The sequence below is a fragment of the Brasilonema sennae CENA114 genome (assembly GCF_006968745.1).
Taxonomy (GTDB): domain Bacteria; phylum Cyanobacteriota; class Cyanobacteriia; order Cyanobacteriales; family Nostocaceae; genus Brasilonema; species Brasilonema sennae.
Genome location: NZ_CP030118.1, coordinates 82,688 through 103,933 on the forward strand (window position 1 = coordinate 82,688; position 21,246 = coordinate 103,933).

Consider the following 21,246-nt stretch of genomic DNA (forward strand, 5'->3'; position numbering starts at 1 on the left):
CTGACTCACCAACTCACAAAGGAAAAATCTTTTTTTTATGGCAAGGTTTGTGGGTTCTTCCCGTACAAGGCTCGCTTGAAAATCAAATCACAGATTAACGATGATTTATCTGTGTTAATCTGTGATTCGAGATCTAATTATACAATCCAAAATGTTTAGACCCCAACGCATTGAACCAGGTCCCGGACAAGAATCAGTGTGGGACTATCCTCGTCCACCTCGGCTTGAGGATACTAATAAACATATTCAAATCATTTTTAACGGTGTTACTATTGCAGACACTCACCATGCTAAGCGTGTTTTAGAAACCAGCCATCCACCTAGTTACTACATCCCGCCTGAGGATATCAAAATGGAATATTTCTTGCTGACACCACAATCTAGTTTTTGTGAGTGGAAAGGACGCGCTGGTTACTACACAATTCGTGTCGGTGAGAAAGAAGTCCAGAACGTTGCATGGTTCTATCCCAATCCTACACCTGCCTTTGCATCAATTAAAGATTATATTGCTTTGTATGCTCATGTTATGGATGCTTGTTACGTTAATGGAGAAAAAGTACAACCGCAACCAGGGAATTTCTACGGTGGTTGGATCACCAGTGATATTGTTGGACCTTTTAAAGGTGAACCCGGAAGTTGGGGATGGTAAGGTGTTTAACAGTTATCAGTTATCAGTTATCAGTTATCAGTTATCAGTTACCAGTTACCAGTTACCAAGTTAAGGGAAGTCAAGAAATCGCTTCCTCTGTTCACTGCGTAGGTAGTTGTTCACTGTTCACTGATTTAACTTTCTAGCCAAATCCAACTGTCGTTTTTTCTCCTGTTGACGTGCCTTTTTATCCTCCGAAAGAGTATCAAAACAAGATGGGCAAGAAACGCCTTCTTGGTACTTGGAAGATGATTTATCACCCTCAGAAATCGGATGTCCACAACTTGGGCACATATCATAACTACCTGGTTCTAACCCATGACGCACAGCGATGCGTTGATCAAAGACAAAACACTCACCATCCCAGAAACTCTCAGACTCTGGAACTTCCTCTAAATATTTGAGAATTCCACCTTTGAGGTGATAAACTTCTTGAAATCCTTGGGACAGCATAAAGGAAGAAGCTTTTTCGCAGCGAATTCCCCCAGTACAAAACAGCGCAACCTTTTTATGCTTGTTGGGATCGAGGTGGTTGCGAATATACTCTGGAAATTCACCGAATGATTCAGTTTGAGGATTTTGGGCTTTTTTGAAGGTTCCGATACTCACCTCATAATCGTTGCGGGTATCAATAACGGTGACTTGTGGATCCAAAATCAGAGCATTCCAATCTTTAGGGTTGACATAAGTACCCACTTGTTGATTGGGATCAACTCCAGGCAATCCGATAGTAACAATTTCTTTTTTCAAACGCACTTTCATGCGGTCAAATGGTGGATCATCAGCATAAGACTCTTTGTGTTCCAAGTCTGCTAAGCGAGAGTCCGATCGCAAAAACAACAAAACTGAGTCAATTGCCTGACGAGAACCTGCGACTGTACCGTTAATGCCTTCCGGTGCTAATAGAATTGTTCCCTTAACGTTATGGGCTTGGCATAAAGAAAGCAGAGGGTATTGTTTCTGTGCAAAGTCTTGCAACTTAACAAATTTATATAGTGCTGCAACAACTATGGTCATTTTTTCGTAAATCCCCTTTCGCAAAACAATAATATTAGGTTAAAATAATAACGTTCAGATAAATGACCATTCATTGACCTATTAAGGGGGTATAGCTCAGTTGGTAGAGCGCCTGCTTTGCAAGCAGGATGTCAGGAGTTCGAGTCTCCTTACCTCCATAAGTTCCTTTTGTATTCTATCCAAGAATTGCGAGTTTCAGATACTCGAAAAACTAAATCAATAGGTGCAAACTTCTGTTTAATGTAGAGACGTAGCATGCTACGTCTCTACAGTTCGTGTGTATTCTACCCAACACCACTGCCAAGCATGCTGGGACTTACTCTCACAAGATTGCAAAAAGACTTTTGTCATCTTGTCTCATTTTTATCCGAAACAAAGGAAAAGAGCGCGAATTCTGGTCGTTCCTCACAAATAAACGATAACCATTTTAATTTTTGCCCTAGAACTCCGATTCCTCTAAAATTATCGAATCACAGGCATTGATTGTTGATGCCTAAAAACTAGCACTAAATTCTGTTTGTTCCCCCACATCACTTCCCTGTTATCATGCTCACTAAAAGTTGCAAAAATTTAGGGTTATCTAAAGACTGGTATTGTTTGAGTTTGGTTCCAATCATCGTTGTGATACGCGTAGCGTCAAGCCTTTGGCTTATCGCCCCTTGGGCGGCTGCTTTTGGGAGTATGGCACCCAGCGGGGCAAAGCCCATCGCACAACCACTGCAAGCACAAGTTATCAACACAACGCCAATAAACGATCAACGCGCCCAAACTCCACCCCAAGCGCCTCTACAACGCGATAATCAGCCGCCTTCTACCCAGCCACTTCCAGAACAAGCGCCTCCTTCCCCCTTACCACCACCAGATCAATTACTTCCTCCACCCACCACAACACCCACCACTCCCGAACAGGCAATACCTAGTGACGTTTCTCAAAGCATCACTGTTAAAAAATTTGAAGTCACAGGTAGTACAGTCTTTAGCCCTAAAGATTTTGCCAAAATTACGACACCATACACCAACCGCCCAATTACACTTGCAGAATTATTCGAGGTACGAACGAAAATCACACAACTGTATCTTGATAAAGGATACATCACATCCGGAGCCTTAATTCCACCACAGAAGCTTCAAGAAGGAATTGTAGAAATACGAGTGGTTGAGGGTTATCTGGAGAACATCAAAGTCTCTGGGATACGCAGACTTAATCCTGGCTACGTGCGAAGTCGCATTGCCCTAGCGACAGGCAAACCTTTGAACCGAGAACGTCTACTGGAAGCATTGCAACTTTTGCAACTCAATCCCTTAATTAGCAACCTATCTGCTGAACTATCTGCAGGTTCGCGTCCTGGGGTAAATTTGTTAGAAGTGAAGGTTAAAGAGGCAGAGACTTTTAACGTACAAATTGCCTTAGATAATGGGCGTTCTCCGGCTGTAGGTAGTTTCCGTCGGCAAATCGAAGTCAGCGAAGCCAATCTTTTTGGATGGGGCGATCGCGTCATCGCTAGTTATACTAATACTGATGGTAACAATGCTTTTGATTTTAGCTACTCTGTTCCTTTTAATGCCCGCAATGGCACAGTTAGCTTTAGCTTTGGCTTTTCTGATAGCGATATCATCGAAAGACCTTTTAATGTCCTTGATATTCAATCCGACTCTACCTACTACGAACTCACACTACGCCAGCCCATCATCCAATCTCCAACTCAGGAATTGGCATTAGGTGTGAGTGCAACTCGCCGTGAAAGCAAAGCCAGTTTACTCAATGGGGAAATTCCCTTTTCAAGTGCGGTGGGGGCTTTCGGTGCAGATGACGAAGGAAAAACACGGATTAGTGCTGTGCGTTTTTTTCAAGAATGGACCCAGCGCAGCAGTCAGCAAGTTCTTGCCTTTCGTTCTCAGTTCAGTTTAGGACTTGATGCTTTTGATGCCAATAGTTTCTTGGCTTGGAGAGGACAAGCACAGTGGGTGCGCTTGTTGGCTCGCGATACCGTGTTATTACTGAGAGGAGACGTACAATTTGCAGACCGACCGCTTGTTCCATTTGAACAATTTAGCTTAGGTGGTATAGAAAGTGTCCGAGGCTACCGCCAAGATGCTTTACTAACAGACAATGGTATCTTTGCTTCTGCTGAAGTGCGAATTCCCATTGTTCGCTTCTCTGGACGCAATAACCTTTTGCAACTCACCCCCTTCTTTGATGTTGGCACAGGCTGGAACCGTTCTGGTAGACAGGGTAGTAATTTGGAGCTAGAAGATAATACACTTGTTTCTGGGGGGTTAGGGTTGCGTCTACAACTTGAAAACTGGCTGACTGCCCGCTTTGACTGGGGTATTCCGATAATTTCCATCCCAGGGGAGAAAAATACATGGCAGGAAAACGGTTTGTATTTTTCTATCATTGTTAATCCTTTTTGATTTAGTTATGAGTCATTAATTATTAGTTTTCTTCCTTCTTTTAAGAAGTAAGTATATGAAGAGACACCATTTCATCCGGTATTACTTGGTTTTGGCTGTTATAACCGCTTTGTTGTGTGTCCTTGGTTCACCTGTGCTGGCAAAACTTCCTGCCTCACCTGCTGCTCCTACTTCTTTACAGCAAGAGGGAAAAGTACTGTATGATAATGGACGGTATGCTGAAACTGTGCAGGTATTGCAGCAAGAAGCTCTGCAATACCGATCGCAAGGAGATAATCTCAGACTTGCTGCAACTTTGAGTAACCTTTGTTTGGCTTACCAACAACTTGGTGCGTGGAATGATGCAAAGCAGGCGATCGCACAAAGCTTAAATATTTTAGGATATCCGCAGCAGCAGATCAGGGGACAAGCACACCCGAAACTTAAAGTTCTTGCCCAAAGTCTTGATATACTAGGTCGTTTGCAACTCGTAACAGGACAACCACAAGAGGCTTTGGTAACTTGGCAGGACGCGCAAAAGGTTTATAGCAATATTGATGATAAAAATGGCGTCGTGCGATCGCGCATCAATCAAGCAGAAGCATTACGAACTCAAGGTTTTTACCGTCGTGCAGAAAAAACCCTGGAAGATGTTTCTAAAATTTTACAATCACAGCCAGACTCTTTAGAAAAGACAGTGGGGTTGCGATCGCTTGGTGATGTCCTTCAGGTAGTGGGTAAACTGAAAGATTCTCAAGATGCTTTACAACAAAGTCTCGAAATTGCCCAACGCCTGAAATCTCCAGCCCAGATCGGCGCAAGTCTTTTTAGTTTAGGAAATAACGCCACTACACAGCAGCAAACACAACAAGCAATAGAATTTTATCAAAAAACAGTTCAAGTATCTCCCTCACCTCTGACAAAAGTCCAAGCGCAACTCAATCAGTTGACTCTTCTGATTGAGAATCAACAATTAGCACAAGCGCAAACTCTGATACCATTGATTCAACCCCAACTCGACACACTCCCCCTGACTCGTTCTGCTATCTACGCTCGGATTAACTTTGCTCATAGTCTCGGGAAGCTAACCCTGAGCGGAGTCGAAGCGTTAGGAGGACAAACACTCACCCCATCTTCCTCTACTCAACTGCTGACTACTGCTGTTCAACAAGCCCGCGATTTGGGTGACAAGCAATCAGAGGCATATGCTTTGGGAAGTTTGGGTGGTTTGTACGAAAAAGCTGGGCAGTGGTCCGAGGCGCAAAATTTGACGCAACAAGCGTTACTATTAGCACAGGCAAGTCACGCACCAGAAATTGCTTATCGCTGGCAATGGCAACTAGGAAGATTACTCAAGGCAAAAGGAGATATAAAGAAAGCGATCGCAGCCTACGATAGTGCTGTAGACACTCTTCAGTCTTTGCGCAGTGACTTAGCAGCAGTGACACAAGATGTGCAGTTCTCTTTTCGAGACAGTGTAGAACCTGTTTATCGGCAATCAGTGGAATTACTTCTAAAAGAGCAACAAACACAACCTAATAACAAAAATTTAGAAAAAGCTCGTCAGCAAATTGAAGCATTACAATTAGCAGAATTAGACAATTTCTTCCGGCAAGCTTGCTTACTCGGTCAAAAAGTTCTACTCGACAAAGTGGTAGATCGAGATAACCCCACTGCTGCTATTCTTTACCCGATTATTCTTGAAGGCGAACTTCAAGTCATTGTCAAAATCCCTAAACAACCCTTGCAACACTATACCACCAAGATTAGCCAAGCCGAAGTGGAAAAAATTGTCGGCGAACTGCGGCAGAATCTTGTCCAACCATATGCGATTAAAGCATTCAAAACCCAGTCGCAACAGGTATATAATTGGTTGATCAAACCAATTGAGTTTCAACTGCAAAAAAGTGGGGTAAATACCCTCGTGTTTATACCAGATGGAGCGTTGCGCAATATACCGCTATCTGCACTTTACGATGGCAAGCAATATTTAGTGGAGAAATATGCGATCGCCCTGAGCATAGGTTTGCAACTTCAAAATCCCAAACCCCTAGCGCGGGGGCGGCTGAATGCTCTCACCGCAGGGCTGACTCAACCGCCACTGGGATATAGCCAATTTTCACCCTTACCTGCAATTAAGACAGAGTTAAACTTGATAGCCCAAGCTGGAATATCAACAACCAGCCTTTTGGATCAGCAATTCACCAAACAAGCTTGGATAAGCAAAGTGAATGCTACTCGGTTCAACATTTTACATCTGGCAACACACGGTCAGTTTAGTTCACGTGCTGATCAGACTTTTATTTTAGCTGCCAATGGTCCAATTAACGTTACAGATTTCGACAATATGCTTCGTACGCGGGATGAAAAAAAACCAGAAGGTGTGCAACTGTTGGTTTTAAGTGCTTGCCAAACAGCAGCCGGAGACAACCGTGCAGCTTTAGGTTTAGCTGGTGCAGCCTTCAAAGCGGGTGCACGCAGTACAGTCGCATCCTTGTGGCAAATTGATGATGAATCAACAGCACAGTTTGTTGGTGCTTTTTACACACAGTTGAAGAACGCCAATATGAGTAAAGCACAAGCTTTGCGTCTTGCTCAGCTACAACTATTGAAACATCCTAACTACAGTTCTCCTAGCTTTTGGTCTGCTTATGTTTTAATTGGTAATTGGCTTTAATTTGTCCTGTTATTTCTTTGAGTCCGAAGCGAAGCCAGCCAGCCAAAAAATTTAGTTTTATTATCTTGATTTTTTAGCGTTGGCTTGCTTCAAGATTTCAGAAGAAACAAATTGTTTTTTGATTGCTGCAACTGCTCCTAAATCCCATTCATAATCTTGATATAAGTCTTCTGTAGGATTCTGGATAGCAAACAGCGATTGAAAGTCAGGGCGTTGTCGCAATTGTACCTGTTGCAGCAGTTGACAACTAGGGGCGTAACTTACGCCGTTAGGAAAAATATCGCATAAGAAATCGCCGTTAGCCAAAGGAAGTGCATGGAGAGGAAATAGGTGCAGGTAGTGATGGGGAATGAGGACAAGGCGCGAACAAGTCTCTGGTACTAGCTTGAGAATGTCCTCCAAATGCAAAATTTCAGCGAGACGACTGAGGCGAGAGGCAAGACTATTTTTCCACTCAGTTTTTTCTGGCTGATTGTAAGCCGTGAGATACTCGTTAACCCAATTTATCCAAGCATTCTCCTCATCAGCTTGGTTAGATGTCTTCAAGCGTTGGAGGTTATCACGCGTGATAATGAATGTCTCAATGCCTGCACTGGTGATATACCACTCGATAACGGCAGTTTGGTCATCTAAAGTTGCTTGGAATTGGTCAAAATTGAAGCCATAACCAATAGGGAGGTAGCTGTCTTGTAATTCTTTGCGTTTCTCTCGTAACTGCTGGAGATGTTGCGCTAGGGCTTTTGGGTTTTCGGCTTTGTGATTTTGGAGTTGATTCTGACCACTAGCAATTTCACGTCGAAGTTGTTCTAGTTGAGTAACAACTTCTGGAGGAAAAATGGTATTTAGGTCACGCTCAAGGATAAGTTCAACTAAGTTACGGGTTTTGCTGCGCTCAACATATTCAAAAGCTTCAGTGATGTTGCCCAATTCCAAACAAACTTTTACCATGCGCCTATAAAGTTTGTTCCATTCTTCTGCTTGTTTGCGTTTGCTTTGATCACCAGAAACAATTTCCCCGCGCAACAACTCTGCTGTTTCAATAGCAGAATGAAAAGTTGTGTAAGCTTCAGTTAAGCGTTGTGCATCTTGGTAAGCAATACCCAGGTTGAATGATGTGTCAGCATGGTTTTGGGGAAACGCTTGGCGGGTGTAAACTTCCAACGCAGCAGAGAAAGATGCGATCGCCAATTCTATATTCTGTGCTTTCTCCCCCAATATTCTGTCAGAGTAAGCAGCCGCCAGATTATTTTGTGTCGCCGCCCAATCTTGCGGGAAGGCGTCGCGGGTTCTTACGGACAATGCAGCGGTATAGGATGCGATCGCCAATTCTAAATTCTGTGCTTTCTCCCCCAATATTCTGTCAGAGTAAGCAGCCGCCAGATTATTTTGTGTCGCCGCCCAATCTTGCGGGAAGGCGTCGCGGGTTCTTACGGACAATGCAGCGGTGTAAGATGCGATCGCCAATTCTAAATTCTGTGCTTTCTCCCCCAATATTCTGTAAGGTAAGCAGCCCCCAGATTATTTTGCGTCGCCGCCCAATCTTGCGGGAAAGCGTCGCGGGTTCTAACAGACAAAGCAGCGGTATAAGATGCGATCGCCAATTCTAAATTCTGTGCTTTCTCCCCCAATATTCTGTAAGGTAAGCAGCCCCCAGATTATTTTGCGTCGCCGCCCAATCTTGCGGGAAGGCGTCGCGGGTTCTAACAGACAAAGCATTGGTGTAAGATGCGATCGCCAATTCTAAATTCTGTGCTTTCTCCCCCAATATTCTGTAAAGGTAAGCATTCCCCAGATTATTTTGCGTCGTCGCCCAATCTTGCGGGAAAGCGTCGCGGGTTCTTACGGACAATGCAGCGGTGTAAGATGCGATCGCCAATTCTAAATTCTGTGCTTTCTCCCCTAATATTCTGTTACAGTAAGCAGTCCCCAGATTATTTTGCGTATCTGCCCAATCTTGCGGGAAAGCGTCGCGGGTTCTTACGGACAAAGCATTGGTGTAAGATGCGATCGCCAATTCTAAATTCTGTGCTTTCTCGCCCAATATTCTGTCACAGTAAGCATTCCCCAGATTATTTTGCGCGTGTGCCCAATCTTGGGGGAAGGCGTCACGGGTGAACACGGTTAAGATAGCTTCATAACCAGCGATCGCAATTTCCATGTTGCTGGCTTTGTCACCCAAGGGGAATTGCTGAATCAGATTACTAACATTGCCAATATATCCAGCGATGGATTGTATGTCATTTGTCTGAACTTTCGCCAGCCTATTTGTCACCCAACGCCGCAAGACTTCTACTAAATTCAGATTGAGATATTTTGTGTTGTTTGCCAGTAACGGGTAAACTACCCGCGCATCACCTCTACTTTCTGCTGTTGCTCGCAGTACCGTCATCAAGAATTGCAGATGCGCTTGTAAATCCTCTTCTGAAATGTTCACAGCAGTTGGTGAGGATAAATTCAACGCTTCCCTCAACTGAATTGCCAGATTTCTCAACTCACATCTTGCACCTAACCGAACAAACCCGTAAAAGGCAAATAAGGAGTACAAAAATATAACAGAAGATGAATCAATAATTTAAGTACATAAGAGTGATAAAGAAACTTAAAGTAGCCGTAATTTTACATAAAAAGCTTCCAAAAATACAAGATGTAGGGATGACTATTTGCGTCATCCTGTAGTGCGATCGCCTACGGCGAGCGCGGAGCGCCAGCGCTAACTTTAATTTCAAAAACGGAATTTGCTTTGATAGCAGAAAATATGAGAGAAAGGGCGTGAAATATCGAATTTTTTATAGCAAGAACAATGCTTACCTACGCCCAAAAGCTAGTATACAATCTCAAAGAGTTAATGCCGACGCAATACCAAAAAGATAATCTTGATGCAATGCTGGGATGATTTTTGGAAGCGCAAGGGCATCCCTTACCTGAACACTCTCAAACCAAATCTCCGAGTGCATTGAGTCGGTTTTTAAATATCAATCCTTGGTCAACAAGGGATATGATTCGTATTGTTCGTAACCATGTATTAGAGACGAGCTTAAAGGTTTTTTCAGCAGAAGGGAAAGGACGTAAACTATTTTTACAGGTTATCATTGACCTAACGACTCTTGAAAAACGGGGTAAATTTAAAAACTTTGAGGATTTAATAAGAGTTTATAACGGTAAACGTGGTCTGCATATAGTAGTAGTTTATTTAGTTGTCGGAAAGTGGCGCATACCTTGGAACTTCCGTGTTTGGAGAGGTAAGGGTACACCTTCACCCGCTCAACTAGGACTCAGGTTAGTTAAGCGTTTACCTAAATCTTTAACTGAACGCTTTCGGGTGAATATTTTGGTTGATACGGCTTTTGGGAGCGTGGAATTTCTTCATGGTGTACGCAAGTTGAAATATCATGCGGTTACAGGTGTGGCTATTAACCGTAAATTAGTTGATGGAAGAGTTTTAAGACATTTACACAAACAGGGACAACAAGTCCGTTTGGTTGGTTTAAAGTTTCCCGTTACCGTATCTTGGTATTACTTAAAGCGCGATAAGGGCAAGCTTGAAAAACGTTTTGTCTTGTCTACTCGTCCCATTAAAGCTTCTACTCTCAAGTGGTGGGGTAAGCGTCGTTGGCAAATTGAGGGATGGTTTAAAACCGCAAAGCAATGACCCAAAGGGTCACGCTTCGCGAACGTTTTGGTTTGCACCGTTTTGGACAGGGTTCTCTCCTTGGCATGTATCGCTGGCTGATTCTTTCTCTGACTGCCTACCTCATTGCTCATTGGACTTATCTTCATATTCAGTCTGGATCACCACCTGATTGGGGTCAGGCTGCACAAACTGCCTTAGAATCAATTTTTACCCAAATAGTCGTGTCTCTTCTTTTACTTGATATTGAACGCTTAGCTCCCCTCGCACGTAGTTGTGGTTTTGACATTCATATTTCCAGGTGCAAGATGTGAGTCAACCAATTCGCAGCATTTTCATTCCCCTGCTGTGACATATACTCCGCCACGCCTTCCAGCATGAGCAAGAATTCAGCATCAAGTAAATCAAGGTTCGCCTGTAAAATCTCTGCTTCTTCCTCACTCGGGCAATTCAGCAGTTTTTTAATCAAGTCGAGATAAGCTTGCTGGCGCTGTTCGTTCATGGGCAGGCACTGGTGTTATAAATCACAATATTATTAAGTTTCAATAGTATTGCCTAGTATTCCGGAAAAATACGGTCACACTAAGTTGCATTCTTACGTATCACCTTGCTCCGCCCTTACGGGCAGCCCTCTCCTTACCAAGCGAATCCAACGTTGGTGGGCACTGCCGATTCATGATACAACAATGACTAGGAGCGTAAGCAGTGCCCACCCTACGGCTTCGCGCTGTGACGAATACCTCGGCGGTCGGAACCTCACCCTGCCCTATCGGGCATCCCTCTCCTTATTAAGGAGAGGGAAAGATTTTAGCGCAGCTAAAAGCGAGGGTGAGGTCAAATCAACATGGATAAAACGAATCCATCTTCGGCTATGCAGTTCTGAACGTTATATATACCGCGAAGTTCAAACACTCGTCAGCGAGTCTCAAACACTGGTCGCTGAGTGTTTAGCGTACCGCTTAACCTTCAAAACACTCGCTACAAATTAAGATTTCCAGTCATTCACCAACTAAATACCTTTTACCACCAGTTGCGCTGTCATGAAGCTGAATTTATCTGCGCACACCTATTGCATTATTCATAGAATAGCATAAAATCTAAATTTTTTGTAGGCGATCGCCCTTGACTTACGACAACACCTGTAAATACCTTGCGGAAAACTACCCAGCCGATTTTGCCAGATGGTTACTCGCGTCCGACACCTCAGATATCGAGGTACTAAAAACCGAACTCAACCTAGAACCAATTCGCGCAGACTCACTTACCTTCCTGCAAATTTCCAACCAAATCCTGCATTTAGAGTTTCAAACTTCACCAAAATCCACGCCTCCACTCGACTTCCGGATGCTGGATTACTACACAAGATTGAAACGACAATACTGGTGGGATATTGAGCAAGTGTTGATTTTCTTACAAGCCACTTCCTCAGAAATCGTTTTTAACACTCAGTATGTAGACAAGAAAACCAGACACGAGTATCGAGTGATTCGTTTATGGGAAGAAGATCCAACACCACTGCTAGCTAACCCCGCACTTCTACCACTGGCGACATTGGCGAGAACCGACTCACCCCAAGACTTATTAGAACAAGTCGCCGCTGCTGTCGATATGATTGAGTCAAGGGAAGAACGACAGAATATATCAGCTTGCGTACAGGTTTTAGCTGGTTTGAGGTTTCCAAAAAATTTGATGAGACAGCTATTTAGAGAGGAAATTATGCAAGAATCTGTGATTTACCAAGACATTTTGCAAAAGGGAAAAGAACAAGGAAAGAAACAGGAGGCGCTAGAACTGATTTTACGTCTTTTGACACGTCGGTTTGGTGTAATTGAGTCGGAGGTACAACAGCAGATTCGCAGTTTATCTATTACTCAGTTAGAGGAGTTAGCTGAGGCGCTGTTGGATTTCTCTAATCCCAGCGATTTAGTCAATTACCTGGGGAATATCTCCTAAATCATAAGCCCTACAGGCACGAGAAAGAAGATCCCCGACTTCTCAATACCGTCCCGATAAGATCCCCCCGCCAGCGGCGATCCCCTTAAAAACGGGGTGAATGGCTAAAATAGCCCCCCTTTTTAAGGGGGGTTGGAGGGATCTCCTTTGAGATAACCTCCTTAAGCGAACCGTATTGCCCGACAAGTTTTGCGAAGTCGGGGATCTTAATTTTTGAATTTGGGATCGCAACTGGGAATAATAAATAAGGTTCTTTGCTTCCTATAGTTGGTGAACCAAAATCCGAGTAAATTATTCCCCTACATCTGTCAACACTTGATTACTAATCCTGTGTTTGCCGGTACAGATGTGGGGGATTTTTTTCTCAGAAATTGTTAAAAATTATTACAATATTTTGCCCAACTCTATTGGTAAGACGCTTAATTTAGCTTTTCAATTAAGATATAAAACTCATATTTGATTTTTGACGAAGCTAGCTACATTTGATGTTAAGCGTTAAGAGTTAAGCGTTCCCTCTTAAAAATCTTCACGAGTAAGTTCATAAATCAAACCGGATTCCTATATTGCTTTTCTTTACTCTTGCGTAAATAACATACCTTGGAACGATATGTATGTAGCAGCGTTCTTCACCGGGGATTTCATATGAGGCGCACCAACCACAATCTAGACGACTTTGCTTTAACGTTGCCTATTACTCAAGCAGCGTGTAGAACTGCCCAGCAGTTTGCCAATCAGCAACCAACTCCTGAAAAAGCCGAACAAGTCCGACTAAATACGCTTTGTGTATGGGTGGTAAATGAATACTTGGAAATGATGGATATTCCCACTCAGTTAACAGAATGTAACAGTTGGAACTCTATTATGCGTCTATGTAGTGATGTAGCAGACTTAGAGTTGCCGGGAATCGGGCGTTTAGAGTGTCGTTCCGTGCGTTTGGCGCAAGAAACATGTTACATTCCCCCAGAAACTTGGGAAGAACGAGTGGCTTATGTCGTTGTCCAAATAGATGAATCGCTTCAGCAAGCAAAGTTACTAGGGTTTGTTCGTAATGTGGCAACTGAAGAATTACTTTTAAGTCAACTGCAACCCTTAGAAGATTTTATCGAATATCTCGCACAGCTGCGACAAACACCGAGCAGGACATTGGTGAATTTGAGCCAGTGGTTGGTTGGAATCTTCGATGCTGGTTGGCAAACAGTTGAATCTTTGTGGAATCAGCCGGAAATTAGACCAGGTTATGCTTTTCGCAATGGTGAGACGCTTGTGCAAAACGATCCTAACAAAACACAAGCACTTACCAGACGGGCAAAGTTGATTGATTTAGGAATCCAAATTGCCAATCAACCCGTCATATTAATTGTCGAAATTCGACCAAAAACTGATCAACAAACTGGCGTTCGTCTTCAGTTGCATCCTACAGGTAATAAAATTTACCTTATACCAGGAGTACAACTGACGGTGCTAGATCAGTCTGGAACCGTTTTTCTGGAAGCTCAAGCCAGAAGTGCAGATAATTACCTGCAATTACAGTTTAGAGGCGAACCTACAGAGCAATTTAGCGTTAAAGTATCATTGAATGATGCAAGTGTCACACAGAACTTTATCATTTAGTCAAAGCCCAAGAGTCAACACTTAAGGCTTCAATTGTTAAAAGTTATTCTGCTTCCCAACTTCGTGTACTTTTGCTTTAATTATGGGCAAGCTAGTGGTTCTGAAATTTGCAGATGGTAGCTTTGAGCAGGGGTTTGCCGTAACGCTACAAATCGGTGAAGAAGGTGAGCGTCCCTCAACTGAAATCACGGGTAAGTTACCTGCAGCAGGAGAAATGCCACTGTACTATAGCCACTGGCAGTCTAGCTATCTCAGATTGGGGAATAGTTATCGTTTGTCTGCTGATAAAATGCAGGTGACAAATGTGTCCATCACCCAAGACTGTGACAATATTGCTCATATTTTGCGATCGCGCTTCAACACGTGGCTACGAACAGAAGAATTTCGTCCCATCCGCGAGAAATGGCTAGAAAAATTATTGCCTACGGATGAAGTACGGGTGATTTTACAAACCGAACATACTCAGTTACAACTTTTACCTTGGCATTTGTGGGATTTACTAGAACGATATCCAAAAGCTGAATTTGCCCTAGCGTCGCCTACATACGAAAAGATATCTTCCCAAAAAACATTTAATAACAAAGTTCGTATTTTAGCCATTGTTGGCAATAGTCAGGGGATTGACACAGAAGTTGACCGTGCTTTGCTGCAACAGCTAACAGATGCAGATGTTACGTTTTTGGTGGAACCTGAACGCAAAGAATTGACTGACTTTCTGTGGGGTAACAGCTGGGATATTCTTTTCTTTGCTGGACACAGTTCGAGTCATGGCAAAGATGGATCTGGGCGAATCTACCTGAATAAAACCGATAGTCTGACCATCAGCGAATTACGCTATGCTCTGAGAAAAACTGTGGAACGTGGACTGCAACTGGCAATCTTCAACTCCTGCGATGGGCTGGGACTGGCGCGAGAACTGGCTGATTTGCAAATTCCGCAGATTATTGTTATGCGCGAACCCGTTCCAGACTTAGTTGCACAGGAATTTTTGAAGTATTTTCTACAAGGGTTTGCTGGGGGTGAGTGCTTTTATCAAGCAGTGCGGGAAGCACGGGAACGGTTGCAAGGTCTTGAGGACAAGTTTCCCTGCGCGACTTGGTTACCAGTCATTTGTCAAAATCTCGCACAAATTCCTCCTACTTGGCTCAAGATTACGGGTAAGGTTGAGGTGGAAGTGCCCAGACCATTAGAGCGATCGCCTGTTTGCCCAACGCTTCCACCCAGATTTGCAGTAGCATTGTTGTCCTCAGTGGTGATCACTGCCCTAGTTTGTGGACTAAAGTTTTTGGGGTTACTGCAAATGAGTGAACTCCAAGCTTTTGACCAGATGATGCGTCTACGTTCCCTCATCTTCCACGAGGAAAGCGATCCACGCCTGCTGGTGGTAGCAATTGATGATGCAGATATTGATGCTCAACGGCAAAGGGGCGAGGATGTAAATGGAAAATCCCTTTCAGATATCTCTCTCAATAAACTTTTGGATAAACTTCAGAAGTACGAACCCCGCGCTATTGGCTTGGATATCTATCGAGATTTTAAAGCGCAAGACCCAAATTTAATTCCTCGTCTCAAACAAACTGAAAATTTGATTGGGGTTTGTAAGCACAGTGATGCTGCAATACCTGTTAAGAGTATTACGCCGCCACCGGAAATCCCAAAAGAACGCCTGGGATTTAGCGACTTTATTCATGATCCTGATGGCGTGGTACGGCGACATCTGTTGTTTATGGGACAGGAGGCTGTCTCTGGGTGTCCTGCTGATTATGCATTCAGTGCACAGCTAGCATTTCGTTATTTGCTTGCCGATAAGGGAATTCAACCAAAGTTTACCACACAAGGAGATTTACAGCTTGGCAATACTGTTTTTCCTGGTTTGAACTCTCACAGTGGCGGATATCAAGGCATTGATGCCAATGGTGGTCAAATTTTGTTGAATTATCGTTCCTCACAGAACATTGCTGAACAAGTAACGCTGACACAAGTTTTATCAAATCAGGTTAATCCAGATGCGATCAAAAACCGAATTGTCCTGATTGGTGTTGTATCTAAAGGAGAGCGTAGTGACTATTGGGGCACACCATATGAAAATCAGTTTGATCAGCGAATGTCAGGATTGCTTGTACAAGCACAAATGGTCAGCCAACTCCTCAGCGCTGTCCTCGATAAACGTCCTTTGTTGCAAGTTTGGTCATTGTGGGGTGAGGTGATCTGGATTTGCAGTGCTTCTGTGGTAGGAGCAGTTCTTCCTTGGCGGGTGCGTTTACTCCCCAGATTGACACTTTTTGTCTTTGTCTGTTGTGGAGTTCTCTACGTTTTGTGCTTTGGTCTACTTATCCAAGGATATTGGGTGCCGTTTGTACCTTCAGCCTTGGCACTTGTCGGAACAATGAGTATCGTTTTATTTCAAAATTCGAGATTATTCATAGTTAACAGTTAACACTCAACAGTTAAGAGTGATTTATGAAAATGATTTTACAACCGATGAAACTGTTGTTGGCAGTTGTGCTGGGGTACCTAAGTTTGCTCCCTAGCACAACATCGGCGATCGCTCAGTCTGCATCACAATCAAAACCCTTAACAACAACCTCTTCTCGTAAGCAGCCTCTGCGCCTTGTGCTACCTCCACTTCCGCCAGGACAACCTCCTGGTGGTCGTCGGTATGGGGGAGCCAGTCGCGGTCAGTGTCCAGTTGCTAAACCTGGACTCACGGCTTTAGTTCCTTTGATTGAGCAACCAACTTCGGTGATGAATGTTTGGGGACAAACCACAGCAGAACGCCCAACTTTCTGGTTCTACACACCTTATGCCAAAGGTTCTGCCTACCCCGCTGATTTTGTGTTGCTTGATGCAGAATCAAATCTAGTCTACCGACAGGATATTACTTTACCAACTGAACCTGGAGTCATGAGCGTTTCTTTACCTACTAGTGTTTCTCCACTGACTACAGACAAACAGTACCGCTGGTTCTTAAATGTGTACTGCGATAGCCCTTTGGGCGGCTCCCTTACGGAGCATCGCCAAAAGCAACAAAGCCCAATTTATGTTGAAGGAGTCATACAACGAGTTAACTTAAAGGCGGCGATCGTCCAACAAATCAACCAGGCACAGCCAAGACAGCAAGTTGCTATCTATGCGAGCAATGGAATATGGTATGAAGCATTAACAACTGTGGCACAATTGCGTCAAAAAAATCCCCAAGATGTGACTCTTGAGCAAGAGTGGCAGGATTTGCTTTCTAGTATCGGCTTAAGTGATTTTGCTAGCAAACCGCTGATTTCCAACTAATTTTAGTAGGACTTACGCAGGCGCTACTAAAAACAGTAGGTTGCGATCTGCGCTTTGCGCAGCAGCGTTTGCGCAGCGCCAAAGTCTGCCGGGGGGATACTCCCCCCGGCGAGCTTTGCCCCTTAGGGGCTAGCTATCGCTTCGGAGGAGGTCGCCCTGGAGGTCGCTGCGGACTATGGTTAGGTTAAACTTACAGCGTCAGCACCAGACGCGAAACACGACAACACCGTGGCGATAGGCATGATTGCGTCTGCCCTTTGGGCAATCCCAACAGTACCCATACCTGAAGTCAAGGCTTGGGCTTTGAAATCGTCATTATTCGCTACTTGGTCCAGTCCACTAGTAATAAAGTCACAGCAAATATGGAAAATAGTAATGGTACCCAAGGTTACGTGTCGGGTTAAAATTCACATTGATTTGTTAGAAACAGTTGTGTGTATCTACCAGCTTTCGCTGTTAGCAAGGATTGAAAGTATCCCTGCTAGCAACGGAAGCTTTTTGTTCTTGCAGTGTCAATCACGGTTAAGTTTTTGAGTAGGTTAAGTCCATCCGTGATCAAGTCACACCAAGCTAAGAAAGCTAGAAAAAGTTTGAACGCTCAAAAAACCAGATACCATACAAATTGCGTTGAGAGCTTGTGGAAGTTCATCTATCATGAGGTAGAGTTCCAATCCTACCTAAAAGGAAACTACTGCAAAAGCAAGCGTCAAACGTATAGTAGGTGTAACTGTAATTGTCAACATGAAATTCCAAGTGTTCCTAGCCTCTTTATTTTCCAACGTCAAAGGACGCCATTGGTGGCTTGGTATCCTGATATGGATAGCTATGGTTGCCCCATCTCAAGCATCGTCAGTCATCCTGCGTGTGGCAATTCAAAGGGACGTCAATCAGGTGAAAGTTGGTAGTTCTACCACTGCGGTGATCAAGGATAGTAGTGGTCGTACTCTAGGAGAGTTACCAGCAATGAGTCCTTACTCTGTTCAAGCGGTTCCTGGTGGAATTGCTTTGGATAAGTGGCGCTCTAATCTGTTTTGGGTTGAGCCAACAGGTAAGGGATTCGTCTATATTGGTGATCGCTGGTATCGCGGCAGAACTCTTGTTGTTCCTTCACAAAAAGGTTTATCTGTTGTTAACTGGGTTGCTTTGGACGAATATCTCTACAGCGTTATCGGTGGCGAAATGGACCCCCGGTGGCCCAGTGAAGCTTTGAAAGCTCAGGCGATCGCCGCCCGTACATATGCTCTTTACGAGCGTGAGAAACAGCGCAATAATCCCCTTTATGATTTGGGTGCTTCACCAGATCGTTGGCAAATTTACAAAGGCGTCAGCAGTGAATCTCCTACTACCTACGCTGCAGTTGATGCTACAGCTGGCGAAGTACTGACTTACAAAAATAGAGTTATTCTCTCTGTCTTTCACGCATGTTCTGGCGGACATACTGAAAACTCGGAAGATGTTTGGGGAAGTGCTCAACCATACCTGCGTGCTGTTCCAGATTTTGACCAAAATATCAGAGAATGTAACTGGAGCAGAACTTTTTCCCCGGCAGAAATTAGCACCGCAGTTCCAGAAGTTGGAAATGTCAAGCAAATTATTTCTGGAAGTACATCGCCTTTCGGAAGCGTGAAAGCTTTGAAAATAGTTGGTGACAAGGGTGAGAAAGTGCTAACAGGTGAGGATGTGCGTACAGTTCTTAAGCTAAAAAGCACCCGCTTTACCGTCAGCAATGCGAATGGAAGCTTTACATTAACAGGGCTTGGCTATGGTCATGCTTTAGGCATGAGTCAGTGGGGGGCTTATAATCTAGCATCGCGTGGATACAACCACCTGCAAATTTTGAATTATTATTACAAAGGTGTTGCTTTAGCACCTATTCGGGTTAAGTAGATGAGGAGGAGGATGAAGGGGTATTTTCTCCCCTACTCCCCTTCGGGTTCGCAGTCGCCTGCGGAGGGAAACCCTCCCGCAGCGCTGTCTCACCTGCTCCCGACTCCCGACTCCCTACTCCTCACTTTCTTGCTGCAAGCGTTTTTGCCATTCAGCGTCAGTTTTTTGAGAACGTTCAACCTCCTGTTCTAATAAGTCAGTTTCAGTAGAGTAGACCAAATCTTCATCACCAAGGACTTTTTCTGCTGCAAACTGCTGAGCATAAGCTATTTTATGCTGCAACGCAGAGTCTGGATCTGTTAGTTGTCTGGCGCGGGACAGGCGATCGCCGTTACGTTCAGCAATTTTACTATTGCGCCACTGAATCCAAAAATACCGTATTAACGGAACAACCAAAAAACCTGTTCCGTAAGCCAATAATAACCAATAAATTCCATGCGCAAAAGCAACGAGCCCACCTATTTGAGCAGCTACTGCACCATCTCTCAACAAACTTCCTAGCACTAATGCGCCAACAAAATTTGCAACACCCAATCCTGCACTCAGCATAATTTGTCCGGAACTTGCTGCACTAAAGCGCCAAGGAAATTCTTCCAAATAAGCTGACATAGACCGACGACGCTTTTTTTTGGCTGCACTCACCTGCAACTCTGGAAAGTCATAAACAATCTCTCCTTCGGGACTAACTTTGGGTTGTCCATTGAAGCGAGTGAGAACAGGTAGCATATAGTCTTCGTACTCTTTTGCAGAACCCTCTCCTATATCATCAAGATACGGTGCAATTTGTTCTGCAGCGATCGCACCTCGGTTATGACGAATCACCGTAGCAATTTCTTTCCACCGGCGTTCTTCTAATTTAGTATTGGGGTTACCATCGCCAAACAAAAACGAAAATACGGCTTCAAAGAAATTGAGATTGCTTTTCTCGCGGCGTCTTTCCCTCTGACGAGCGTCGTAATCTGGACTGAGATACCAAAAGAAATCTGGGAAGTAGAAGAAGCCACCACTAAAATCGCCTCCTCTATTGTCGCTATCACGGTCTGAGTTAAGCGCCAACATAATTAAAATGATGCTAATAGTTATTAAAACGATGGAAACAATTAAGAAAATTCCAAAGGATATCCGAATTAGGTAAAATAGAATACCCCAAGCTTTTTTCCACCATTCCTGCAATTGTAATTGCAAATACTTATTCCGTAATATTGACCGGAAGTCTTTTGGAAATAAATAAATAATGTCACCCGTATCACTCACTTGCATATGTCCGCCAGCATCAGACGCAAGAGCTAATAACCCTTGACTTGCCTGAGCGACATTTAGTCCAGCCTGAGTTGCCACATCTCCAACAGTGACGCGGTAACCCAATTGTTCCACAGCTTGCATGATGGTGGGATTTGGAGCCATTGCTCTTCCCTCATAGCGAAAAAACTCTTCTTCCAGTATAAAGTTTCATTTTTCAGAACTTGGAAAGATCGTACCAGAGACGATAAAGAAAAACCTTTATATCGCTCTCTTAATTTTTCTTACTTGAGGAAAATTATCCCGATCCTGTTCAAGAAACAACTATTGTTGCACACTGGATCATTTAATGGTCTTAAAGCTTGATTTCGCGTTAAGATTATTACCCTGGCTTGGTTTACTTGCAAATTTTCTGCCTAATTATGGTTAAGTACACTCTTGCTCAAAGTCCAGAAATTATCTTCGAAGTTCCTGGTAAAGATTCAGCCAAAGCCCGCGACAAAGCGATGGATCAGTTAATGAAACGGATGGATGAAGGGGAATTACCTACGGAACTCGAAGATGGATTTGGTCCTAAACAACTCATTGAAGTCAAAGAAACACCAACAGATACTGCTGGCGATGAAGACGCTATTACACAGGCTGTCCAAGTTTTGAGCAACTTAGCTACGCTCAAGTTGAAAGTGCAGGAATCACGCACTGAAGCTATGGAAGTTCGTAAGGCAGTTGACGTTTTATTTTCAGATAATACTGTGACTGAGGAGGAAATTACTCGCCTAAAAGAAGGTTTTAAAATTCTCAAAAATTATGCTCAAGCTAATCTGCGTTATCAAGAAGCAAGAGCAAAAGCAGAACAAGCTCGACAAATTCTGGATGAGGCTTTGAAATCTCCCGAGAAATAGTTGA

The 21,246-nt window shown here is 43.7% G+C and carries 16 protein-coding genes and 1 tRNA gene; 12 read left to right on the forward strand and 5 right to left on the reverse strand.

Annotated elements, in window-relative coordinates; translation table 11 throughout:
• Positions 1 to 151: 151 nt before the first annotated feature.
• Positions 152 to 649 carry a DUF427 domain-containing protein gene (locus tag DP114_RS00335; RefSeq protein WP_171975157.1) on the forward strand — a complete coding sequence of 166 codons (498 nt, stop codon included), beginning with the start codon at positions 152 to 154 and terminating at the stop codon, positions 647 to 649.
• 126 nt (positions 650 to 775) lie between these two features.
• Here DP114_RS00335 and trhO read toward each other — a convergent pair whose 3' ends face one another.
• Positions 776 to 1,666 (reverse strand): oxygen-dependent tRNA uridine(34) hydroxylase TrhO, encoded by an 891-nt coding sequence (gene trhO / locus DP114_RS00340; protein ID WP_171975158.1) that lies wholly within the window; start codon positions 1,664 to 1,666, stop codon positions 776 to 778.
• 85 nt (positions 1,667 to 1,751) lie between these two features.
• Between trhO and DP114_RS00345 the strand changes: the two genes are divergently transcribed.
• The 3 genes from DP114_RS00345 to DP114_RS00355 all read left to right on the forward strand — a co-directional run bounded on the left by DP114_RS00345 (position 1,752) and on the right by DP114_RS00355 (position 6,737).
• Positions 1,752 to 1,824 (forward strand) — tRNA-Ala (locus tag DP114_RS00345).
• 388 nt (positions 1,825 to 2,212) lie between these two features.
• Positions 2,213 to 4,081 carry a ShlB/FhaC/HecB family hemolysin secretion/activation protein gene (locus tag DP114_RS00350; protein WP_370460832.1) on the forward strand — a complete coding sequence of 623 codons (1,869 nt, stop codon included), beginning with the start codon at positions 2,213 to 2,215 and terminating at the stop codon, positions 4,079 to 4,081.
• 55 nt (positions 4,082 to 4,136) lie between these two features.
• Entirely contained in the window at positions 4,137 to 6,737 is a 2,601-nt protein-coding gene (locus DP114_RS00355) for a CHAT domain-containing protein (RefSeq protein ID WP_171975159.1), read from the forward strand.
• Between the two features lie 60 nt (positions 6,738 to 6,797).
• Here DP114_RS00355 and DP114_RS34600 read toward each other — a convergent pair whose 3' ends face one another.
• Both DP114_RS34600 and DP114_RS34605 read right to left on the reverse strand, forming a co-directional pair.
• Positions 6,798 to 8,228, reverse strand: a complete 1,431-nt coding sequence (locus tag DP114_RS34600) for a tetratricopeptide repeat protein (protein WP_246162965.1) — start codon at positions 8,226 to 8,228, stop codon at positions 6,798 to 6,800.
• Between the two features lie 112 nt (positions 8,229 to 8,340).
• Positions 8,341 to 9,282, reverse strand: a complete 942-nt coding sequence (locus DP114_RS34605) for a tetratricopeptide repeat protein (protein WP_246162980.1) — start codon at positions 9,280 to 9,282, stop codon at positions 8,341 to 8,343.
• A gap of 351 nt (positions 9,283 to 9,633) precedes the next feature.
• Between DP114_RS34605 and DP114_RS00365 the strand changes: the two genes are divergently transcribed.
• On the forward strand, positions 9,634 to 10,386 hold the full coding sequence (locus DP114_RS00365; protein WP_216669954.1) for a transposase: 753 nt from the start codon (positions 9,634 to 9,636) through the stop codon (positions 10,384 to 10,386).
• Complete coding sequence (locus DP114_RS34245; RefSeq protein ID WP_211178817.1) at positions 10,383 to 10,679, forward strand: hypothetical protein; 297 nt, start codon at positions 10,383 to 10,385, stop codon at positions 10,677 to 10,679. The genes DP114_RS00365 and DP114_RS34245 overlap by 4 nt, the downstream gene beginning before the upstream one ends.
• Here DP114_RS34245 and DP114_RS00370 read toward each other — a convergent pair.
• Positions 10,655 to 10,867, reverse strand: coding sequence for a hypothetical protein (locus DP114_RS00370; protein ID WP_171975160.1), 213 nt, complete (start codon positions 10,865 to 10,867; stop codon positions 10,655 to 10,657). The two genes, DP114_RS34245 and DP114_RS00370, sit on opposite strands and share 25 nt — an antisense overlap.
• A 620-nt stretch (positions 10,868 to 11,487) precedes the next feature.
• Here DP114_RS00370 and DP114_RS00375 point away from each other — a divergent pair.
• The 5 genes from DP114_RS00375 (at position 11,488) to DP114_RS00395 (ending at position 19,101) form a co-directional block, all read left to right on the forward strand.
• A complete protein-coding gene (locus DP114_RS00375; RefSeq protein ID WP_171975161.1) occupies positions 11,488 to 12,318 on the forward strand; it encodes a DUF4351 domain-containing protein in 831 nt (276 codons plus the stop codon).
• Positions 12,319 to 12,960: 642 nt separating this feature from the next.
• Positions 12,961 to 13,929, forward strand: coding sequence for a DUF1822 family protein (locus tag DP114_RS00380; RefSeq protein ID WP_169268793.1), 969 nt, complete (start codon positions 12,961 to 12,963; stop codon positions 13,927 to 13,929).
• Between the two features lie 82 nt (positions 13,930 to 14,011).
• Complete coding sequence (locus tag DP114_RS00385) at positions 14,012 to 16,366, forward strand: CHASE2 domain-containing protein (RefSeq protein ID WP_171975162.1); 2,355 nt, start codon at positions 14,012 to 14,014, stop codon at positions 16,364 to 16,366.
• A gap of 23 nt (positions 16,367 to 16,389) precedes the next feature.
• Positions 16,390 to 17,214 (forward strand): DUF928 domain-containing protein, encoded by an 825-nt coding sequence (locus DP114_RS00390; RefSeq protein ID WP_246162990.1) that lies wholly within the window; start codon positions 16,390 to 16,392, stop codon positions 17,212 to 17,214.
• Positions 17,215 to 17,955: 741 nt separating this feature from the next.
• Positions 17,956 to 19,101: a SpoIID/LytB domain-containing protein gene (locus DP114_RS00395; RefSeq protein WP_169265795.1), complete on the forward strand. Its 1,146-nt coding sequence runs from the start codon at positions 17,956 to 17,958 to the stop codon at positions 19,099 to 19,101.
• 114 nt (positions 19,102 to 19,215) lie between these two features.
• Here DP114_RS00395 and DP114_RS00400 read toward each other — a convergent pair whose 3' ends face one another.
• Positions 19,216 to 20,505 carry a hypothetical protein gene (locus DP114_RS00400; RefSeq protein WP_171975163.1) on the reverse strand — a complete coding sequence of 430 codons (1,290 nt, stop codon included), beginning with the start codon at positions 20,503 to 20,505 and terminating at the stop codon, positions 19,216 to 19,218.
• Between the two features lie 257 nt (positions 20,506 to 20,762).
• On the opposite strand from DP114_RS00400, the gene DP114_RS00405 reads away from it, so the two are divergent.
• Positions 20,763 to 21,242 carry a hypothetical protein gene (locus DP114_RS00405; RefSeq protein ID WP_171975164.1) on the forward strand — a complete coding sequence of 160 codons (480 nt, stop codon included), beginning with the start codon at positions 20,763 to 20,765 and terminating at the stop codon, positions 21,240 to 21,242.
• Positions 21,243 to 21,246: the final 4 nt, after the last annotated feature.

Bases quoted from the DNA above. Each gene is read 5' to 3' on its own strand.
- DP114_RS00335 (WP_171975157.1), top strand. From the start codon at position 152: ATGTTTAGACCCCAACGCATTGAACCAGGTCCCGGACAAGAATCAGTG.
- trhO (WP_171975158.1), bottom strand. From the start codon at position 1,666: ATGACCATAGTTGTTGCAGCACTATATAAATTTGTTAAGTTGCAAGAC.
- DP114_RS00350 (WP_370460832.1), top strand. From the start codon at position 2,213: ATGCTCACTAAAAGTTGCAAAAATTTAGGGTTATCTAAAGACTGGTAT.
- DP114_RS00355 (WP_171975159.1), top strand. From the start codon at position 4,137: ATGAAGAGACACCATTTCATCCGGTATTACTTGGTTTTGGCTGTTATA.
- DP114_RS34245 (WP_211178817.1), top strand. From the start codon at position 10,383: ATGACCCAAAGGGTCACGCTTCGCGAACGTTTTGGTTTGCACCGTTTT.
- DP114_RS00370 (WP_171975160.1), bottom strand. From the start codon at position 10,867: ATGAACGAACAGCGCCAGCAAGCTTATCTCGACTTGATTAAAAAACTG.
- DP114_RS00380 (WP_169268793.1), top strand. From the start codon at position 12,961: ATGAGGCGCACCAACCACAATCTAGACGACTTTGCTTTAACGTTGCCT.
- DP114_RS00385 (WP_171975162.1), top strand. From the start codon at position 14,012: ATGGGCAAGCTAGTGGTTCTGAAATTTGCAGATGGTAGCTTTGAGCAG.
- DP114_RS00390 (WP_246162990.1), top strand. From the start codon at position 16,390: ATGAAAATGATTTTACAACCGATGAAACTGTTGTTGGCAGTTGTGCTG.
- DP114_RS00395 (WP_169265795.1), top strand. From the start codon at position 17,956: ATGAAATTCCAAGTGTTCCTAGCCTCTTTATTTTCCAACGTCAAAGGA.
- DP114_RS00400 (WP_171975163.1), bottom strand. From the start codon at position 20,505: ATGGCTCCAAATCCCACCATCATGCAAGCTGTGGAACAATTGGGTTAC.
- DP114_RS00405 (WP_171975164.1), top strand. From the start codon at position 20,763: ATGGTTAAGTACACTCTTGCTCAAAGTCCAGAAATTATCTTCGAAGTT.